The following is a 17307-nucleotide window of genomic DNA, read 5'->3' as shown; positions in this document are numbered from 1 at the left end:
ACCAGCGGGTAGGACCACTTGCGAGACAAGCAGGGTTCGTGGACATGGAGCCCTACTCTCAGCAAGAGCTGGACCACCGCGATTTCGCTCGGGGTACGAGTAGAGGACGCAGCGCCATCAGGTCTCGGGGTGTGGCCCCCAGGGCAACGGCGCACCTCGCTCCGGTGGGCTGCGTGGCAACGCGCCTATGGACGCGGCACTCTGGACCTGCATCCGAGCGCGTTTGCGGCGAAGATGGCAGACGGCCAGTCGCCTTCACCTCGACTTCCTCCCCCCACACAGGCCCCCGTTGTTCCACCAGAGCATGTTGAGCATCCCCGGCTACACCCTTCGAGGGGCCATCAAGGCCACCAGCACCAACCTGATCTTCCATGCGGTGCGCGATGCCGATGGCCTTCCCCTCATCCTCAAGACACCTGTAGCCGCCTCCCTGGGCCCACGAGAGCTCGAGCGCTACCGCCGTGAGTTCAGCATCCTTCAGCGCCTCCAGGACGTGCGCGGGGTCACCCGCGTCCATGCCTGCGAGCGTCTCCAGGAGCGCCCGGTCCTCCTGTTGGAGGAGGTGGAAGGCGCCCCCCTGTCCGAGCTCACCGGCCGCCCCTTCGAGGCGCTCCAAGCCCTCTCCCTGATCACCTCCCTGACCTCCACCCTGGCCGAGCTCCACCGCCGCGGCGTCATCCACAAGGACCTCAAACCTTCCAACATCATCGTCACCCCCTCGGGCGACACCCGGCTCATCGACTTCGGCACCGCCACCCTTCAGCTCGTCGAGCACGTGGACGCGGCCCCCGCCTCTCTCATCGAGGGCACCCTGGCCTACATGTCTCCAGAGCAGACCGGGCGCATGAACCGCCCGGTCGACTACCGCACCGATCTCTACTCGCTGGGGGTCACCCTCTATGAGCTGCTGACCGGCAGCCGCCCCTTTCATGGGCGCGACGCACTCGAGTGGTTCCATGCGCACATGGCACAAGTGCCCCAGCCACCGCTGGAGCGGGAACCGGGCCTGCCTCCAGTCCTCTCCGCCATCGCCCTCAAGCTGTTGGCCAAGGTCGCCGAGGAGCGCTACCAGAGCGCCGACGGACTCGTCGCGGACCTCGAGCGGTGCCGGGACAACCTGCTCCGGGGCGTGCACGAGGATTTTCCCCTCGGAGTGCACGACTACCCCACCCACTTCCAGCTCCCCCAACGCCTCTACGGGCGGGGCGCCGAGGCCGTGGCCCTGCGCCAGGGCTTCGAGCGCGTGGCGCAGAACGGACGGCCCGAGCTGCTCCTGGTCCACGGGTACTCCGGCATCGGTAAATCCGCCCTGGTCAACGAGCTGCACAAGCCCGTGGTGCGCCAGCGCGGTTTCTTCCTCAGCGGCAAGTTCGAACAGTTCCAGCGGGACATCCCCTACGCCACCCTGGCCCAGGCCATCCACGGCCTGACGCAACAGCTGCTGGCGAGCACCGACGAGGAGCTGGCCCGCTGGAGCAAGCACCTGAACGAGGCCTGGGAGCAACAGGGCCAGGTCCTCGTGGACGTGGTGCCCCAGCTCGGACTCGTCGTCGGCGGGCAGCCCTCGGTCCAGGAGCTGCCTCCCTCCGAGGCCCAGCACCGCTTCCACCGCGTCTTCCGCAAGTTCCTCGGTGTCTTCGCCACCGCCGAGCACCCCCTCGTCGTCTTCCTGGATGATCTCCAGTGGGCGGATCTCGCCAGCCTCCAGGTCCTCCACCACCTGCTCACCCACCCGGAGACACCTCCAGTCCTGCTCATCGGGGCCTACCGCGACAACGAGGTCGACCCCGCCCACCCCCTGGCGCAGACCCTGGAGGGGCTGCGCAAGGCCGGTGCGCGGATGACCGCTCTCCAGCTCGAGCCGCTGAGCCTCGACGAGGTGCGACAGCTCGTCGCCGACACGCTCCCTGGAGCGGGGATGGAGGTGATCGAACCGCTCTCGGCATTGGCTCGCGAGAAGACCGGAGGCAATCCCTTCTTCCTGCTGCAGTTCATGCGGACGCTCAACCAGGACGGGCTCCTGGTCCGCACACCCGAGGGTCCCTGGTACTGGGACACCGAAGCCACCCGTGCCAGGGGCTACTCCGACAACGTCGTCGACTTCATGGCCGGCAAGCTGCGCCAGCTGCCCCTGGGCACCCAGCACCTGCTGCGGCTCGCGGCCTGTGTCGGCAACTCGTTCACGCTCCAGATGCTCGGCCTCATCTCCCACATGCCGGAGCCCTCCGAGGTGGAGCAGGGTCTCGAGCCCGCGCTCCAGGAGGGCATGCTGGTGCGTGCCAGTCCGGAGCAGTACCGCTTCCTCCACGACCGCATCCAGCAGGCGGCCCGCGTCCTCATCCCCGAGGAGGAGCGCAAGACCGTCCACCTGCGCATCGGCCGGTTGCTGCTCGCGAGCCTGCCGCCGGAAGCGGTGCGCGAGAAGCTCTTCGACGTCGTGAGCCATCTCAACGCCGGAGCGGAGCTGATCGACAAACCCGAGGAGCGGCTCCGCGTGGCGCTCCTGAACGCCGAGGCCGGACGGAAGGCCAAGAGCTCCACGGCCTTCCGCTCGGCCACCGCCTACCTCACCCAGGCCTTCCAGTTCCTGCCGGGAGACCCCTGGGAGAGCGAGCCCGAGCTGGCCTTCAAGGTCCAGCTCGACCGGGCCATGTGCGAGTTCATGAGCGGTAACGCCGCCGAGGTGCGCCGTCTGGTGGAGGAGCTCCGGCCCCGGGCCAGAACCCGCGCGGACACGGCGGCCGTCTACCGCTTGAAGGGCAACCTCCACGTCGCCGCCAGCGAGATCCAGACGGCCCTCGCCACCCTCGTGGAGTGTCTTGCCCAGATGGGCATGCCCATGTCCCTGCGCCCGACCTGGGAGGAGGTCGTGGCCGCCAACGAGGAGGTGTGGACGCTGCTGGGCAATCGCCCCATCGAGAGTCTCGTTGACCTGCCTCGCATGACGGACCCGGACATGGAGGCGGTGATGAGCGTGCTCGGCGCCCTGTTCGCGCCAGCGTACTTCACCGATCCCAACCTGCTCATCGTCAACCTGTGCCGGATGGTCTCCCTCAGCATCCGCCACGGCAACAACGCCTCGTCCGCGCACGGGTATGCCTGGTACGGCGTGGTGCTGGGCCCCGCCTTCAAGCGGTACCGGGAGGCCCACGCCTTCGGCCAGCTCGCCTGGGCCATCGTCGAGCGCTACGACCTCTCCGCCATCCGCGGCAAGATCCTCTACATCCAGGAGGTCATCAACAACTGGACCCAGCCCCTCTCCGAGAGCCTGGAGCTCGTCCGCCGGGGCTTCCACTACTCGCTCCAGGCCAGTGATTTCCAGATCTCGAGCTTCTGCTGCGGCCACATCGTCTCGCTCCGGCTCGCGCTGGGGCACGACCTGGAGGAGGTCTATCAGGAGTCGGTCGCACGCCTGGCCTTCCTGCGCAAGGCGAGCTTCCCGGACATGCAGTTCGTCCTCATCCACATCCAGCGCTACGTGCAGCAGTTGCGCGGCCTCTCCCCGTCATTCGGCTCGCTGAACGGGGAGGACTTCGACGAGAAGTCCTTCGAGGCCGGGCTGACCCCCGCCCGGATGAGCACCATGCGGTGCTGGTATTGGCTCTTCAAGATGCAGGCGCGCTTCCTGAGTGGCGCCTACGCCGAGGCGCGCGAGGCGGGGGCCCGGGCCGCCGAGCTGGCCTGGTCCTCGCTCGGCCAGATCCAGCTCCTGGACTTCCACCTCTTCCGCGCCCTGACCCTGGCCGCCTGCTACGGGAAGATGACACCCGAGGAGCGGCCCCAGGCCCTGGCGACAATCCACGAGCACCAGCAACAGCTCGCCGAATGGGCCAGCCACAAGCCCGCGACCTTCCGCGCCCCCGAGCGGATGGTGTCCGCGGAGCTGGCCCGCATCACGGACCGGGAAGGCGAGGCCCTCCGCGCCTATGAGGAAGCACACCAGTCGGCCCATGAGCACGGCTTCATCCAGAACGTCGCCCTGGCCAGCGAGCTCGCCGCCCGCTTCTGGTACGAGCGGAAGGTGCCGACCCTCGCCGACACCTACGCCCGCAAGGCCCGGGAGGCCTGGCTGCGCTGGGGCGCCAGGGGCAAGGTGAAGCACCTGGACTCCGAGTGGCCCCACCTGGCCGCCTCCCTGTCACCCGCGGAGACCGCCACCGATACGGATTCCACGCAGATCGACGCGCTCACCATCGTCAAGGCCCAGCAGGCCATCTCCAGCGAGATCGTCCTCGAGCGGCTGGCGACCACGCTGCTCCGTGCCGCCCTCGAGAACGCCGGGGCCCAACGCGGAGCCCTGCTGCTGCCCCGCGGCGACAAGCTCTCCGTGGTCGCCGTCGTGGGAACTTCGCCGGAGGATGCCGCCTCCCAGCCGGACGAGTCCCGGCTGCCATGGACCCTCATCTCCTACGTCAGGAGGACCCGCGAGCACGTGCTCATCGGCGACGCCTCCCAGCCTCATCCCTTCTCGTCCGATCACTGGCTCGAGCACGGCGGCGCCCGCTCCGTGCTCTGCCTGCCCCTGCTGCGCCAGGAGGACTTCCGCGGCGTGCTGTACCTGGAGAACGGCCTCGCCACCAACGCCTTCACCCCCTCCCGCCTCTCCCTGCTCGAACACCTCGCCAGCCAGGCCGCCATCTCCATCGAGAACGCCCAGCTCTACGCCGAGGTCCAGCGCGCGGAGGCCGCGCTGCGCAGTGCCAATGACGACCTGGAGAAGCGCGTGGAGGAGCGCACGCTCGAGCTCAAGCAGACCCAGGCGCGGCTGGTGAACTCCGCGCGCGGGGCCGGCATGGCCGAAGTGGCCGCCAACGTGCTGCACAACGTCGGCAACGTCCTCACCAGCGCCGTCATCAACCTCCAGACCATGGTCGAGACGGTGAATGCCTCGCGCATGGGCCGGATCAAACAGGTCGGCGACCTCCTCGAGGCGAACCTCGGTGGACTGGCGGACTTCCTCACCCGGGATCCGCGCGGGACCCAGCTGCCTGGCTACCTCTCCGCGCTCGGCGACGAGCTGCTCCGCGAGCAGAAAGCGCTCCAGGACAGCATGGCGGCCATGGGCAAGCACATCGAGCACATCCGCGCCATCGTCCAGATCCAGCAGACCTACGCGCGCAACACGCTCGTCCTCGAGGAGTGCGATCTCCCGCTGCTCATCAACGATGCCCTGAGCATCCAGTTGCCCTCCCTCCAACGCCACGGCATCACCATCACCCGGGAGCTCCCTCCCCTACCCAGGATGCAGCTCGACAAGCACAAGGTGGTGCAGATCCTCGTCAACCTCATCAGCAACGCCAAGAACGCCATGCTCGCCCTCCCCAGTCAGCAGCGCCACCTGCACGTCCGGCTGGAGGCGGATGGCAACAGGGCCCGGATCCAGGTCGTGGACAACGGCATGGGCATCGCTCCGGAGCTCCGCGAGCGGCTCTTCTCCCAGGGCTTCACGACCCGGGAGGGTGGACATGGCCTGGGCCTGCACTCCAGCGCGCTCGCGGCGAAGATGCTCGGGGGCAACCTCACCCTGGAGAGCGAAGGACCGGGCAAGGGCGCCACGGCCACCCTCGAGCTGCCCTTCACGTAACTAGTCTTCCCGCGCGGGCCGGGTGGCCCTTCGGGACGCGGCTCCGTGCAGGACGGCGAGCTGCCGCACCACCCGTTCGAGCTGGGCCCACAGCAGGGGCTCCTCCGCGGCCAGCGCCGCCGCGATCTCGGTGGGGGGCTCGTCCCCGCCGAGCAGTCCGCCAAAGTTGGGGAGCGGCGCCGGCGCGCGCCCCTGGGCCACCGCCTCGGCGATGTCGTCCAGGGCCTGCGCGGTGACGTTCTCGAAGCGCTCCAGACGCTCCCGGACCCGCTCCGTCACCCGCTCATGGTGGGTGGTGGAGAAGGCGATCACCGCCGTCGCGAAACGGCGGGTGTAGGCCAGCAGGGTCATCAGCGGCTCGAGCGGCTCCGTCCGCCTTCGAGGCTCGGAGAGCAGCCGCTGGAAGGAGGCCTCGGCGTTGATGGTCGCCAGGCCCACCTTCCGGCGCGCCTCGACGAGAGCCGGCTCCGGGCGCCCCTGCCCACCGAGCCAGGCGGAGAACACCTGCCGGAAGAACTCACGCTCCGCCCGCAGCGCCTCCGCCAACTGCGCGGGAAGGAGCGCCTTCTCCGACCGCTCCCAGAGGAACCAGGTGCCCACCAGCGCCAGCGAACCGCCCATCAAGGTGTTGAGGATCCGCACCCGCGCCAGGCCCCAGTCCCCGGTCCCCACCTCGGCCAGGAGCACGAAGGTGAGCGTGAGGAAGACGGTGTAGAGCCCATAATTGAGCGAGATGACGGCGACGCTGATCGCCGCGGTGAAGAACACCAGCAGCATGATCAGGTGCGGATCGTGCAGCTCGGCGGCGACCGCTGCGGCGAGGATTCCGCCCACCACCGTGCCCCCCAACCGCTGCAGCCATCGGAGGAAGGTCGGACCGGTGTACGGCTGCATGATCGTGAGCACGGTGATGGTGACCCAGTAGCCGTGGCTCTGACGCAAGCCGTGGGTGAGCCAGACAGCCACCGACGTGGTGAGACCCACCCGCAGCGCGTGCCGGAGCACCACCGAGTCCCAGGAGAGATTCTCCCGCAGTGGCGCGAGGAGCGGGCGCTTCGACTCGGTCAGATAGCTCCCCGGCACCACATGCTCGTGGGGAGGCGTGTGCTCGTCGGCGAGGCTCGCGGCCGTCTCCACCGCGATGCACGCGAACTCCCGCAGCTGCACCAGCAACCGTGCCGCGTGGAGGGCTCTGGCCCGATCGATGGCCTGCAGGGCCCCCTCGGCCCGGGTGATGACCTCCTGGAGTGCCTCGGCACCCCAGTCCAGCGCGGGCAACTGACGGGCCGGCCTCTCGGTCTCGACCAGACGCGCGAGTTCCTGGAGGGTCCGGGACAAGGCCCCGAGGGCGCGCTCCACCTCCTCCTGGACCGGGCGGATTCCGCTCGCATGCGCCAGGCTCTCCACCACGTCACCGAGGGCGACCACCGAGCCGAACATCGAGTCCGCGACCTGAAGCAGGACGAGCAGCCGCTCCCCTCGCCCACTCTCCCCCTGCCTCCCGCGGCGTGTGGCGGCGAGGGTGCTCCGGGCCTCCTCGAGGGTCTCGCGAAGCCGCCCGTGCTGGCTCTGGATCAACGCCTGCCAGGCAGCGCTCTCGGCTCCCGTCGACAGGCGCCCCACCCCGCTCACGAGGTCCGCCACCGCCCGGAAGCAGCGCGCCACGGCGAGGCGGGCGGGCCGATAGGGGCGGATCGGCCAGAGCACGAGCGAGAGCACCATCGCCCAGGCGGCGCCCACGAGCACGAGCCCTCCCCGCTCCAGGGCCGCGAGGAGGCCGGGAGCGGGCATGGCCAGGGAGATGACGAAGGTGGTCGCCGCCGAGTTGCCCACGAAGTTCGCCGCGGCTCCGTACACGCCCGCGTAGCTACAGGCGGTCACCCAGAGCAGGGCCACGGGGATGGCCAGGACGGGATGGTTTCCGGCCAGTCCGGCCACGAAGACCGAGAGCGCTCCGGCGAGGGCCGTGGCGCCCATGACGGCCGCGCGGGAGCGGTACGAGCCCCCCTTGTCCGCGAAGGAGGCGTTGAAACCACCCAGGCTGAGCCAGAGCCCCTCCGAGAAGTGGAAGACGCTGGCCACCAGCACGGGGAGGATGGTGGCGATCGCCGACCGGAGGCCGGCCTTCACCGCCGGCCGCACCGGGGCGAAGCGGGCCACCTCTTTCGCGTGCTCGATCAGGCGTTGGATCATCGTGGCGACTACTGCGCGACGAAGCCACCATCCACGGGCAGTGCGGCGCCCGTGATGAATGACGCCGCACCCGAGGACAACCACACCACGGCCTCGGCGATCTCCTCCGGCTGCGCCATCCGGCCCACCGGCTCCGCGGCCATCAGTGCGGCTTCCAGCTCCTTGCTCTGATCGGTGGAGACCGTGACCATGGGCGTGCGGACGACGCCCGGGCACACCGCGTTGATGCGGATGTTGGCCTTGGCGTAATCCAGCGCGGCCGCCTTCGTGAGGCCGACGAGGCCGTGCTTGGCGGCCACGTACGCGGGCGCCATCTGGATGCCCACCAGCCCCGCCACCGAGGCGGTGCTGACGATGCTGCCGCCCCCCTGCTTCAGCATCTGTTGGATCTCCTGCTTCATGCACAGCCACGCGCCCTTGAGGTTGGTGGCGATGACCTGGTCCCAGGCGTCCTCGGGATAGTCACCCGTGGGGGCCATGAGTCCGGCGATGCCGGCGTTGTTCACGGCGCAGTCCAGCCGCCCGAAGGCTTCCACCGTGCCGCGAACGAGCGCCTCCACCTCGGAGGACTTCGAGATGTCGCAGCGGATGAAGCGCGTCTCTCCGCCCTGCTTCTGGATGGCCGCCACGGTCGCCTCGCCGCCCGCGACGTTGACGTCGGAGACGATGACCCGTGCACCCTCGCGAGCGAACGCGATCGCCACCGCGCGACCGATGCCCGAACCAGCTCCCGTCACGAGCGCCGTCTTGCCTTCCAATCTTCTGGTCATGGATCCGTCCTCGATACGTCTCAGGGGTTGACGCAGGTGAAGCTCCCGGCCGAGGCGACGTCCCCCGAGCCGTTGTACCTGGGATACTGCGGATACTTGCACAGGGGCCTGGAAAGAACGGTCCCGCCCGTCTGCGGATTCAGCTTCACCGCCACCAGGCCCGCCTGGGAAGGGGGCACGCCCTTCTCGACCCAGTTCTCCAACGGCGTGAGCAGATCCACGGCGTCCGCTCCCGCTCCGCCAAAGCAGTGGTTGACGCCCGGGGCGGGAAAGTACTCGACGAACGTGTCCGCCGCGGCCTGGCCCCCCGCGGCCTGGACCAGGTTCTCGTAATACACATCCGTCCCCTTCTGGCTGATGGCCGCATCGGTGCCACCGTGCCAGAGAATCAACTTCCCGCCACGTGCCCGGAACCGCTCGAGATCCGTGCTGTTGGCCGACACCAGGCCCGACATCGTGTTGATCTGCGAGAGCCAATCATTGGGGTTGAAGGTCAACGGGTCGAAGTTGGGGTCGCGGGTGATGAAGAACTTGATCAGGCCGCTCCCGAAGATGCCTGCCGCCGAGAGGGAGGCGTTACCATTGCCCGTGATCCACCCGGACCAGCCTTCCGGATCCGCCTCCCCTCCCACCGGCCACCCCTGATTGACGGTCGTGCCATTGAGGCTCATGGGAGAGTAGATCGTCCTGACCGACGTCACCTGCTCGGCCGTCAGACAATCATTCTGCTCGGCCCCAGGGCACTGGAGCACCGCGGGATCGAACTGGCAGGTCGAGGGATGGGAGATGATGCCATCGGCGACACCATCCTTCGCATCACACGCATCGAGCACCGCCTTGCCCAGGACCATGAGCTTCGCGGAGGAGAGACCGGCGCCGGGCTTCGACAGCTGCCGGGTGTTCCGGTTGAAGGCAATCAGCAGCTCCACGAAGTTGTAGGCGGGAGCCCGTGCAATGATTCCATCGAAGTCCTCCGGCCACCGCTGCGCTTCGATCAGTGCCTCCCGGCCCCCATTGGAGCACCCCTCGAAATAGGTCTTCGTGGAGCTCTTGCCGTATCTCTCCAGGATGAGCGCCTTCGCGATGGGCAGCACCCGGTGGGTGGAGAGATAGGCGAAGTCATCGAGCTTCTGGGGATCCAGCGCGAAAGAGGCGTCCAGGACATCCCCCGTATGCCCACCATCCGAGGCAATGGAGACGTACCCCTTCTGTGTATAGACATCTCCACTGGGAATGCTCCCATCGAAGCCGCCTCCACCGACATGGACTGTCTTTCCGTTCCACGAGGTGGGCAGGCGCACCTCGAAGTGGAGCGAAGGGGGAAGCATTCCAGAGACCTTGCAGTACTCCGGCAACTGGCCGGACGCGGCGACGAGCTCGGCGCCGGTGATCTGTGCCCCCTCCAGGGTTCTTCCACGGAAGCCCTCGCAGCGGGCCTGGGGCGTCGGTCCGGGAGAGGTGCCACAGCCGCCCAGCACGAGAAGCACCGCGAGGGCGGAACCACACCAGGAGAACGTGTTGCGAACGGGGGCCGTGAAGGGATGGGGCGTCATGTCTTCGTCTCTCTCGAGGGGCAGGAGCGCTCGAGATTACGCGCTCTCCGCACGGCTCCATCGGCCATTCGCGGGCCGCGTGTCGGCCAGGCTTCGTTCCGCGCTGTAACCGGGCCTGCGCGCGGCCGCGTGGTCGCCCGCCCCCCGGCCGGTGCACACCCTCGCCCACGTCCGCCTCCTACACCCGGGGCCAGCCGTCCGTTACTTCTCTCTTTGCGAAGGACGGCCCTCCTGGGTTAGGTTCCGCGCACCCTGAGGAGCGCTGCAACGGGGGTCTCCCCTCGCCAGGCTCAGGTTCTGCAACGGCGCTCGCTGACTCGTGGCTGGATGCCCGGGAGGCGAGCAGGAGCCGTCTGCCACATCCAGCCCCCTGCCAATCAGGAGCAATGCATGCGGGCTGCAATCGATCTGACCAAGTTCACCGACTACCGCGTCGCCGACATCAAGCTGGCCGACTGGGGCCGCAAGGAGATCGCGATCGCCGAGACCGAGATGCCGGGTCTCATGGCGATCCGCGACGAGTTCGCCAAGACCCAGCCCCTCAAGGGCGCCCGCATCGCCGGGTCGCTCCACATGACGATCCAGACCGCGGTGCTCATCCAGACCCTGGAAGCGCTCGGGGCGGAGATCCGCTGGGCGTCCTGCAACATCTTCTCCACGCAGGACCACGCCGCGGCCGCCATCGCCGCGGGCGGTACCCCCGTGTTCGCCTACAAGGGCGAGACGCTCGAGGAGTACTGGGAGTACACCCACCGCATCTTCGACTGGGCCGACGGCGGCACGCCCAACATGATCCTCGATGACGGCGGTGACGCCACCCTGCTCATCCACCTGGGCACCCGCGCCGAGAAGGACCTCTCCGTCCTGTCCAAGCCGGGCAGCGAGGAGGAGACGGTGCTCTTCGCGGCGATCAAGAAGCAGCTGGCGGCCAAACCCGGCTGGTACTCGAAGATCCTCGCGAACATCCGCGGCGTCACCGAGGAGACCACCACGGGCGTGCACCGCCTGTACCAGATGGCCAAGGAGGGGAAGCTCGCGTTCCCGGCCATCAACGTCAACGACTCGGTGACCAAGTCCAAGTTCGACAACATCTATGGCTGCCGCGAGTCCCTGGTGGACGGCATCAAGCGCGCCACGGACGTGATGATCGCCGGCAAGGTGGCCGTGGTCGCCGGCTACGGTGAGGTGGGCAAGGGCTCGGCGCAGGCGCTGCGCGGTCTGCAGGCCCAGGTGTGGGTGACCGAGATCGATCCCATCTGCGCGCTCCAGGCGGCGATGGAGGGTTACCGGGTCGTGACCATGGAGTACGCGGCGGACAAGGCCGACATCTTCGTGACCGCGACGGGCAACTACCAGGTCATCACCCACGAGCACATGAAGCGGATGAAGAACAACGCGATCGTGTGCAACATCGGCCACTTCGACAACGAGATCGATGTGGCGAGCCTCAAGCAGTACAAGTGGGAGAACATCAAGCCGCAGGTCGACCACATCATCTTCCCGGACAACAAGCGCATCATCCTGCTGGCCGAGGGGCGTCTGGTGAACCTGGGCTGCGGCACCGGCCACCCCAGCTACGTGATGAGCTCCTCGTTCGCCAACCAGGTGCTGGCGCAGGTGGAGATCTTCAGCAACCCGGGCAAGTACAAGCCGGGCGTGTACATGCTGCCACGGCACCTGGATGAGAAGGTGGCGCGCCTGCAGCTCACCAAGCTGGGCGCGATGCTGACCGAGCTCACCCCGGATCAGGCGAAGTACATCGGCGTGCCCCTCGAGGGCCCGTACAAGAGCGACCACTACCGCTACTAGGAACTCGGGAACGGACAGAGGGGCACCGCGTCATCCGTGACGCGCGTGCCCCTCGTCCTGTTACGACCGAGGGTTTCTCGGAAGAGCTGCTCGACCATGCGCCGGCTTCCGATTTTTCAAAATCCAGCAAACCCGATGTAGTCAGTATCTTCTCGATCGCCACTCGAGAATGGGTGCATCGCCAGCACTGGCGCCTCGCGGACAATCTTGGTGCGCGTCGCGTCCAGCGACACCCGTCAGCCCATATCAGCCGCAATTTTTGCGCGTGCAATCATAGTACGGATTGTGTACAGCTTCACAATCCGTACAGCCGGTATTCCTCTGGAAGTACGGCATTCGCTGAAAACGAGAATTCGCTTCAAGCGGCCTTCTCCGGGTTCGTAGCTCGTCTGCCAGAATTTCAATTGCGGCCATACCCCTGGTCCTTCAGGGCGGCATGCAGAGGGTTTCCTCATGCATTGGATGCGTTTGTGTCTTTGGGCCAGCTGCTTGTGTGTCATCGCCGCGTGTAACCCGGACAGAGAACACGCCGAGGCCCAGCCAACCTCTGAGCGCTCATCCGAGATCATCACCGACCGGGAGATCGAGGCCTATGCATACTCGAACCCGGACCTCCTGGACGGTCTTCCGAGCGAGCTTCCCGTCGTCGTCAGTTACAAGGGGCAGGTGCCCACGGTCGCATTCCGCATCGGCTGTGGCAGCAACTACGGAACGATGCTGGAAGCGTTCGGGTACAGCCGGAATCTCACCCTCGGCGAGATGGAGCACTGGGGAGATTTGTCGAATCTTCCGGACGACCTGAGGCGGGCGAACGGGGATGTCGACGTTCCCATCATCACGCTCCGTTGTGGGAAGACCGAGGAGGAGACCCGGCGGCAGGTTCTGCAGGTCTTCCGGGTGATCGGCGTACAGCCGCAGGGACGGCCCCAATACTACCTGCGCCTCCGCGGTGCTCCCGACTACCTCTTCTCCGCCAGTTGCATGAATCTCTTCACGGCGCTCGCCATGAAGAGCTCGAGTGATTTTGATTTCGACCTGGTGAGGGACAGCATCCCCATCCTCCCCACCCTTCGCAGCTTCTGGCTGGAGCCGACGGACCATGGGCTCACGGAGATCGACATCAACTGCTATTCAGCCACCGCACAGCCTCTCCCCTCCGCGGTGGGCTCGCCCCCCCTCCTTCCTCGCCCCGCCATCCCATTCGATAAGGCCCAACTCTTCGTCAGCGACTACCCCTTCGATGGAGTCCGGACGTCCAGGCCGCTGTATCTCATCTCCGGTGGCCTGGGTTATGCAATCGACTGTGGCTCCAATCGGGCGCAGATTCAGCAGGCGCTCGGCTTCGGGAGCACCACTCCCGAGCTCATCGCGCAGGATGACCCGCGTTTCCTCGCGTCTCACCCCGGCGAGCAGCCGGTCCTCCACTGCCGCAATGATGACCTCACGATCTTCTCGGTCCTGGAGTATCCGGCCAGCGCCTACTTCCGGTTCAACAAGAGCAGGAACGCACTCTTCCGCTTCTCGTGCGATACAGCTGGGAACTACTTCACCACCACCACCCCATCCGGGACAGCCAGCCAGAGCCTCATGGTCCTGCGCCCGGCCGTGGAGTACCTCCTGATCGACCGCAACCAGCCGGATGAGAAGACCCGTCTCTACGACATCAACTGCGGGCCAGAGGCGAACCTGGCTGTGATTGATGCCTGGTTCGCGGCTGTCTTCGGCCGTCCCATCACGGAGGGAGAGCGCACCAGTTACAAGGCGACGTATATTCACTTCTGGAACGAGCTCCAGGGGAACCCCACCAGGATCCAGGAGGCCATGACCGCGGAGTTCGAGTCCAAGGTACGGTCTTCCGAGCTGGCCGCCGTCGTGGACCGCGCTCTGGCGGCCGCGAGCCCGGCACCGAATATCGAAAGCGACTGCGACGGCCATCACATCACCGACTACCTGAAGGGGAAGGTCACGGGCGGCGGATTCGGGGCTCCGCTGCGCGCGAACTTCACGCTCATCCGGGACTTCATCAAGGAGCGTGCGCCGCGGCTCGCCGTCCGCATGCGCGAGCACGCCCTCCTGACCTATGGGAGCACGGCCGGTGCAGGCAAGGAGAAGGGCTTCAACCGAGGGCTCATGGAGAACCCGGATGACGCCCAGGCCTTCCTGGCGCTGCAGCGCAAGGTCGGCGAGAAGCTCTGGGCGGATTCGAGCGTCCTCCCGACGGTCCTCGGCAACGCGGTGAGCGACGGAAAGCGCGACAACACCTTCCGTCCCAAGTTCGACAACTCCGTGGCCAAGTCGCATGACCTGGCCTTCCTCAAGACCGACGTCGCCAACAACACGACCGCTGCCTTCGAGAAAGGCATCTATCGGTGGGTCTACGACCTGGTGCAGAAGTCGCATGCCCCCTGGCGGCGTGACCTCGTCCAGTCCTACGACGACGTGTTCGGCTGCGTCCATACGAACGACGAGGCCTCCGAGTGCGCCGCGGACGAAGGCATCTCCTGGTGGACGGGGTCTTTCTATCGGCCCGAGGTCTACTCCCCGCAGGTCCCCAATCCGGACTTCTCTCTCGCCATGCTGCGCGAGAGCCACGAGTACTACCTCCAGGACGAGTGCACCCCCGCGGACGGCGCTTGCGCCTATGAAATCCCGAAGATCGTCGAGCGGGCCTGTAAGCGCAACAACCTCACGTGCTCGAGCTCGACCATCGAATCGAAGACCAGCACCATCCGCGGCCTCATCAAGAAGGGCACCTTGAAGGCGAACTATCCGTCCATCGAGTGCTACGTGCGGACGAAGGCCACGACGGGTTGTAATTTCACCTACATCCGCCAGTAGCCCTCCAGCCAGGGACATCGACGCCATGAACAAGCGACTGCGATTGCTGCTCGCCACGCTCCTCGTGTGTCCCGCGGTCGGTACCGCGGCGGAACCCACGGCCAGCTCGGACAGCGCCTGTCAGGGGGATGACAAGCGCATCTGCTACGAGACCCTCGCGGCCCATGGGGACTACCAGGGCATCATCGACCGGATCAGCCTGAACGTCATCGGCTACGAGCCCATCGAGAAGTACTTCCTCGGCAGGGCGCACTTCGGGCTGTCCAATCGGACGGCTGCCCACAGCCTCCGCTGCTTCCACACCCTCCGCGCGAAGGATCTGCTCGAGGCCTTCCTCACCGAGCGCAACCACAAGTTCGAGACGCAGCAGACGTTCGGGACGTCCGATGAGATGCGGTACGTCTATCACGCGACCAAGACGATGGACGCGCTCAAGAGCATCACCGGCTGCGAGGAGTCCTCGCACACCGCGACGAGCCTGGAGCGCCATGCCCGGCGCTACGCCATCGAGCGCATTCAAGGGCTGATCTACAACACCGAGACGGATGGAGCCCTGGGGCCCCTCTTCCGGGAGAAGATGGGCTCCTTCCAGCAGATGATGCAGAGCCTGGTGACCACCGCGTCCCAGGTCGAGACCCGCTACCGCGCGGCATCGATCGAGCTCGACGCCGGGCGGACCCAACTGCTCTCCATCCGGGACGACATCAATGCGCAGTTCGGCGCGGGAACGGTCATCACCGATGACTCCAGTGACACCACCTTCCCGCTCTTCCGCTACGACCAGAACAAGAAGCAGGCCATCCTGACGGGCCTGGATGCGCGCTACCAGGGACTCCTCCAGGTCGAGACCCGGGTCACGGCCCTGGAGACCCAGCTCCTGGGTGCCCTCGCGGCCCAATCGATGGACGACTACCTCCAGAAGAAGGAGCAGACCATCCTCGAGGTGAAGAAGCTCTCGTCGGAGCTCCTGCTGGGCGTGAACCTGTGGACCCGATTCTGGGCCTCCGAGGAGAAGGGGTTCGCGAAGCTCAAGACCGCGGCGGCGGCCGAGGGCAACTCCATGCTCTTCACGCACGCCACCCGGATCGACACCGACTGGCGCACCAAGATGAAGGTCCACTGCAGTGCCTCGAATCCCGCCTGGTACTGCACGGGGGGAACCAATCCATGACATCGCCGCGCCGCGTGGCGCTTCGCGTCACGCTCTTCCTGACGACGTCCCTTTTCCCGCTCTCCCTCTCGGCCGCCCAGCCCGGGGAGGAGATCGTGGTCCCCACCTACGGCTTCCCCCAGGTGGAGAGCCTGTGGCAGGCGGCAACCGGGGGACGCCCCCTGGAGGCGAGCCTCATCACCGTCCTGACCACCCACCTCGGCCAGACCTCCTCCGGAGGCGGCGGTGGGGGGGGTGGCATCGAATACGACTTCGCGGCAGCCGCGCCACGCGCGAGCGCCACGACGACGGGTCCCATCCTGCCCGTCGTCAGCCTGGAGGCGAGTCTGGCACGGACCGTCCACGAGCGGACCGCCCGGCTCGATCTGCTGCTCGGCGCCGTTCAGGGCTACCGCTCGGAGGCGGACTCGATGGATCGCAGCATCGCCCTCGAGACATGGTCGAACGCCGCGCACCTCGAGCTCTTCCTCACGAACACCGCCGTGTTCCTCGAGGGACAGACGCGCGAGCAGAAGTGCCTCTCGTACGAGCGCGCGGCCGATCATGCCCGCTTCCTCGGATGGACCCGGCAGAGCCCCACGGGCGGCCCCGTCCAGGCCCGGGTGCCGACCGGTTGGGAGTCCCTGCGCACCGCGGCCAGCAGCTTCTTCTCCAACAGCTTCGTGCACCACATTCCCGACGGCATCTGCTCGCTCCAGCGCGCCATCCGCAAGAGCGAGGTGGAGCAGACCGTCAGGGGGGCGGTGGACCAGGCCATCGCGGTGAAGGTCGGCAAGGAGATGGATGCCGCCCTCCAGATCGCCCAGCGCAAGTTGGAGGACTACGCGAGCGCCGGTCAGGCTTCCCACGTGGAGGTGCCCACACGCGAGATCTTCGCCCTGAAGAAGTCCGTCAGCGACACGCGGCCCGTCCACGACTTCGTCGTGCAGGACAAGCTGATGCTCTACAGCGTCCCACAGGGAAGCCAGAAGCAGCCCCTGGTGGCCGACCTCGAGGACAGACAGAAACGCATCAGCGCCATCATCAGCGCCACGGGAGCCGCCGAGCTCAGCGCGGAAGTCGCCAGCGCACGTGCCACACGTGACGCGCACACGCAGTTCCTGTCGGACACCGTGACCCTGCTCCGGGAGATGGCGGTGACCCCCGGGCTGAGCACCAGTGCCCGGGATCGGGTCAAGGTCTGCGTGACGCTTCCGGCGGCGGTGACGCCGCAGAACCTCGAGAGCCTCGCCGCGCAGCTCAACACGTGTCTGGCGCAGCTCGCGACGGTCTACACGGAGCTCAAGGCGCAGAGCGGCACACGGCCGGGGTACGGCGATTTCGCCCAGAAGTTGGATGACCTGTCGTCCGCGTATGTCGACATCGCCACGCGCGGCCAGTGAACGGCGA

8 protein-coding genes and 1 riboswitch are annotated in these 17307 nt (G+C 67.1%); of the genes, 5 read left to right on the top strand and 3 right to left on the bottom strand.

Annotated features, from left to right (window positions below; genetic code table 11):
- Positions 1-304 precede the first annotated feature (304 nt).
- Entirely contained in the window at positions 305-5584 is a 5280-nt protein-coding gene (locus tag JRI60_RS24915; protein WP_204228381.1) for a trifunctional serine/threonine-protein kinase/ATP-binding protein/sensor histidine kinase, read from the top strand.
- Here the strand turns inward: JRI60_RS24915 and JRI60_RS24910 are convergent, their stop codons facing one another.
- The 3 genes from JRI60_RS24910 to JRI60_RS24900 are packed head-to-tail and all read right to left on the bottom strand — an operon-like array spanning position 5585 to position 10100.
- Positions 5585-7777: an FUSC family protein gene (locus tag JRI60_RS24910; RefSeq protein WP_204228380.1), complete on the bottom strand. Its 2193-nt coding sequence runs from the start codon at positions 7775-7777 to the stop codon at positions 5585-5587.
- 8 nt (positions 7778-7785) lie between these two features.
- On the bottom strand, positions 7786-8547 hold the full coding sequence (locus JRI60_RS24905) for an SDR family oxidoreductase (protein ID WP_204228379.1): 762 nt from the start codon (positions 8545-8547) through the stop codon (positions 7786-7788).
- Between the two features lie 20 nt (positions 8548-8567).
- The gene (locus tag JRI60_RS24900; RefSeq protein ID WP_204228378.1) at positions 8568-10100 is read right to left on the bottom strand and encodes a tannase/feruloyl esterase family alpha/beta hydrolase; all 1533 of its coding nucleotides are present in this window, start codon (positions 10098-10100) and stop codon (positions 8568-8570) included.
- Between the two features lie 248 nt (positions 10101-10348).
- Positions 10349-10418: riboswitch (S-adenosyl-L-homocysteine riboswitch) on the top strand.
- Between the two features lie 72 nt (positions 10419-10490).
- Here JRI60_RS24900 and ahcY point away from each other — a divergent pair.
- The 4 genes from ahcY to JRI60_RS24880 all read left to right on the top strand — a co-directional run bounded on the left by ahcY (position 10491) and on the right by JRI60_RS24880 (position 17300).
- A complete protein-coding gene (gene ahcY / locus JRI60_RS24895) occupies positions 10491-11909 on the top strand; it encodes an adenosylhomocysteinase (RefSeq protein WP_204228377.1) in 1419 nt (472 codons plus the stop codon).
- Positions 11910-12575: 666 nt separating this feature from the next.
- A complete protein-coding gene (locus JRI60_RS24890; protein WP_204228376.1) occupies positions 12576-14747 on the top strand; it encodes a hypothetical protein in 2172 nt (723 codons plus the stop codon).
- A 25-nt stretch (positions 14748-14772) separates the two neighbouring features.
- Positions 14773-15918, top strand: coding sequence for a hypothetical protein (locus tag JRI60_RS24885; RefSeq protein WP_204228375.1), 1146 nt, complete (start codon positions 14773-14775; stop codon positions 15916-15918).
- Positions 15915-17300 (top strand): hypothetical protein, encoded by a 1386-nt coding sequence (locus tag JRI60_RS24880; protein WP_204228374.1) that lies wholly within the window; start codon positions 15915-15917, stop codon positions 17298-17300. Before JRI60_RS24885 ends, JRI60_RS24880 begins: the two co-directional genes overlap by 4 nt.
- Positions 17301-17307: the final 7 nt, after the last annotated feature.

The sequence above is a fragment of the Archangium violaceum genome (genome assembly GCF_016887565.1).
GTDB lineage: Bacteria > Myxococcota > Myxococcia > Myxococcales > Myxococcaceae > Archangium > Archangium violaceum_B.
This window is presented reverse-complemented; position numbering and strand designations above follow the sequence as displayed.